Source organism: Pseudoduganella sp. RAF53_2 (assembly GCF_052113985.1).
Classification (GTDB): Bacteria; Pseudomonadota; Gammaproteobacteria; order Burkholderiales; family Burkholderiaceae_D; genus Rugamonas.
The window spans coordinates 1-1,645 of the sequence record NZ_JBFRDW010000923.1 but is presented as its reverse complement, the minus strand read 5'-3'; the positions used below and the strand labels follow the sequence as shown (position 1 = coordinate 1,645).

The 1,645-nt window shown below is 64.4% G+C and carries 2 protein-coding genes; one reads left to right on the top strand and one right to left on the bottom strand.

What is annotated here, in order from left to right; translation table 11 throughout:
* Positions 1-537 (top strand): MBL fold metallo-hydrolase (locus AB4Z11_RS31065; protein ID WP_442029941.1); only part of this gene is annotated, 537 nt, incomplete at its 5' end.
* Positions 538-595: 58 nt separating this feature from the next.
* Here AB4Z11_RS31065 and AB4Z11_RS31060 read toward each other — a convergent pair.
* The coding region (locus tag AB4Z11_RS31060) for an alkene reductase (RefSeq protein ID WP_442029939.1) at positions 596-1,645 on the bottom strand (1,050 nt) is incomplete at its 5' end.

The following is a 1,645-nucleotide window of genomic DNA, read 5'->3' as shown; positions in this document are numbered from 1 at the left end:
GACCACGTGGGCGGTTTAGGCGCGCTGAACAAACCGGCTTTCCCGAACGCCGTGGTGCGCGTCGACAAGCGCGATGCCGATTACTGGCTGAGCAAACAGGAGCAGGAGAAGGCGCCGGCGGATGCGAAAGGCTTCTTCCAGGGCGCGATGGATTCCGTCGCGGCGTACGCGAGCGCCGGCAAGTTCAAGCCGTTTGAAGGCAGCACCCAGCTGGTGCCGGGCGTACGCGCCTCGTCCAGCTACGGCCACACGCCGGGTCACACGACTTATGTGGTGGAGAGTAAAGGCCAGAAGCTGGTGCTGATGGGCGATTTGCTGCACAGCGCCGAAGTGCAGTTCGAAGATCCGACCGTAACGATTGCCTTCGACACCGACAACAAGGCAGCGCTGGCGCAGCGCCAGGCCGCCTTTGCCGAAGCGGCCAAGCAAGGCTATCTGTTCGGCGCGGCCCACCTGCCGTTCCCGGCACTGGGCCACATCCGAGCGCATGGCAAGGGGTATGAGTTTTACCCCGTGACCTACAGCATCCCGCGCTAGCCCCTAAATGGGGTCACACCGTGGGGTCAGACCCTTGGGTCTGACCCCACGGTGAGGGTTAAGCCTCCAGTGCCGGATAGTCGACGTAGCCTTCGGGGCCGCCACCGTAGAACAATTCCGGACGCTGCGCGTTCAGCGAGGCGCCGGTTTGCAGGCGGCGCACCAGGTCCGGATTGGCGATGTAATCCTTGCCCCAGGCGATGGCGTCAGCGCGGCCTTCCGCCAGCGCATTCTGCGCGCTCTCTGCGGTGAATTTCTCGTTGACGATGTAGACACCGCCGAACTCTTTCTTCAGCAGCGGGCCAAGGGAATCGTCGCCCACCGCTTCGCGTGCCGCGATGAAGGCGATCTTGCGCTTGCCCAGTTCACGTGCCACGTAGCCGAAGGTTTCAGCCGGCGTGGAGTCGCCCATATCGTGCGCATCGCGGCGCGGCGCCAAGTGCATGCCGACCAGGCCGGCGCCCCACACCGAAATCACGGCATCGGTCACTTCCAGCATCAGGCGGGCGCGGTTTTCGATCGAGCCGCCGTATTGGTCGTTACGCTTGTTGGTGGAGTCTTGCAGGAACTGATCCAGCAGATAACCGTTGGCGCCGTGGATTTCCACACCGTCGAAGCCGGCTTTCTTCGCGTTCTCGGCACCTTTGCGGTAAGCGGCGACGATGCCAGCCAGCTCGCTGGTGTCCAGCGCGCGTGGGGTAGGGTATGGACGCGCAGGGCGCAGCAGGCTCACATTGCCGTTCGCTGCAATCGCGCTCGGCGCCACGGGCGCGTCGCCGTTCAGCAGGCTGGTGTCGGAGATACGGCCGACGTGCCACAGCTGCAGCACGATCTTGCCGCCCTTGGCGTGCACGGCTTCAGTCACCAGCTTCCAGCCGGCCACCTGTTCGTCGGACCAGATGCCCGGCGTGTTTTCATAGCCCACACCCTGTGCGGTCACCGATGTCGCTTCGCTGATGATCAGGCCGGCAGACGCACGCTGGGCGTAATACTCGGCCATCAGCGCGTTCGGTACGCGGCCTTCGCCAACGGCGCGCGAGCGGGTCAGCGGCGCCATGACGACGCGGTTTTTCAGGGAGAGGGCGCCAATGGTGATCGGGTCAAAGAG